The following is a 1,800-nucleotide window of genomic DNA, read 5'->3' as shown; positions in this document are numbered from 1 at the left end:
GAGGCCGTATCATAATTCAAATGATGCGGCCTCTATGTTTGCAACGTATTGGCTCCATGTTTATCTGTTTTCGTTGAATTTCTCAGCAAGGAGTAATTTCAGAAGAGAAACGAGTCAAAACGCTGCTTTCAAGCTGCTTTTTTTCTTAGATTTTGTGCGATTGAAAGCAAACCCCATTCAACTTCGACTTTTTCCTTCCCTCGGAGCATAAAGCGTCGGAACCCATGGTTCTGTTTGATGTTTCCGAATACAGGTTCGACGTCGAAACATCGTTTTTTTCGCCGTTTTATGCCTTCTTCGCTGTTTAGCAATACATAAGCTTTTTGTTTTTGTCGCTTCAGATTTTCATTGACCTCAATGATGCGGTTTTCTTTTGATTTGTGGCAGGCACCGTTCAGCGGACAATTCCCGCAATTCTTTGCCTGGTAACGTTTTATGTTCTGTTCAAAACCGGTACTGGTTTTCCTGGTATAATTTCCAATAAAGTTCATCTGCTGACCCATCGGGCAGATGTAACAGTCTTTTTCCTGGTTATAAAAAAGCTTATCCGAAGCAAAGGGAAACTTATTGTTATGACTTTCCCTCTGCTGCTTATCAAACATGCCATACTTTACAAAAGCGGTGGTTTGTTTTCCTTCAAGCAATGTGTAATTTTCTTCTGATCCATAACCCGCATCCGCAGTAATCACTTTTGGGGCCTTGCCGAAACTGGTTTCATGCTGCGCTATATGTGCCGGAAACGTAGTGGTATCTGTCGGGTTGGGATGAATGGTATAATTAACAATGAATTGATTGGATGTGGAGATCTGCACATTATAGCCCGGCTTTAACTGGCCATTTTTCATGTGGTCTTCTTTCATGCGCATAAAAGTAGCGTCAGGATCTGTTTTACTGTAACTGTTCCTTTCTTCCAGTATAGCTTCCTGCTGCTCGTATTTAGCAATGGTTACGGGGTAGTTCTTAGTCACATATTGAAGTTTAGCCTTCATCTTCTTATCGGTGTTCTCTTTACCGGATAGTTTTTCATTGAGCTGATCTATCGTTGCCTTTACCTTCTGACTGTCGATCTCTGTGAAATCAGGTGGTTCAGGCATTTTGTCCTCTTCGGCAGCGATCTGCTGAGCATATTGCCAGATCTCGGTCAGCTGTTTTTTCATTTTTTCCTTATTCGTCTGGATTGATTTTTTCCAGACAAAGGTGTATTTGTTCGCATTAGCTTCGATCTTTGTTCCATCCGTATTGATCTCATCAATACTTAACAACCCTTCATCAGCGAGTAGCTTTACGACATCTTCAAACACGCTACGCAATGCATTCTTCAGCCGAACGCCCCTAAACCGGTTAATGGTGTTATGGTCGGGATAGTTCATCGAGCTCAGCCACATAAAGTAGATGCTTTCCTGGCAGGCTGCGGCAAGTTTACGGCTGGAATAAATATTGGTCACATATCCATAAACCAATACCTTCAGCAACAACTGAGGATGATAACTGGAGCTGCCATTGATATGGTAAGCCTTTAATAAAGGTTCAATATTGATCTTGTTAATTACCTCATTTACAACCCTAACCGGGTGAGATTGAGGAATTAACTCCTCCAGGGTTGGGGGAATAGCTAATATTTGCTGCTGATCATAGTGTTTGAAAACAGGTTGCCTAATTGCCATATCTTATATAACTATACCTTAAATATATGAAAATCAGACCATTAAAACAAATTAAACAATAAATAGATATTTGAATTTACAGCAATAAAACATTAGTAATAAAAAAGAGGCTGATCATGATTTATGATACAGCCTC

The 1,800-nt window shown here is 40.3% G+C and carries 1 protein-coding gene; it reads right to left on the bottom strand.

Translation table 11 applies throughout. The features are described 5' to 3' along the window. Positions 1 to 128: 128 nt before the first annotated feature. Positions 129 to 1,664, bottom strand: a complete 1,536-nt coding sequence (locus FHS10_RS29205; RefSeq protein WP_259097789.1) for an IS1182 family transposase — start codon at positions 1,662 to 1,664, stop codon at positions 129 to 131. Between the last annotated feature and the right edge of the window lie 136 nt (positions 1,665 to 1,800).

Source organism: Mucilaginibacter dorajii (assembly GCF_024808255.1).
Taxonomy (GTDB): Bacteria; Bacteroidota; Bacteroidia; order Sphingobacteriales; family Sphingobacteriaceae; genus Mucilaginibacter; species Mucilaginibacter dorajii.
Note: the sequence above shows the minus strand (reverse complement) of the source record. Positions and strands in the feature narration are given on the sequence as shown.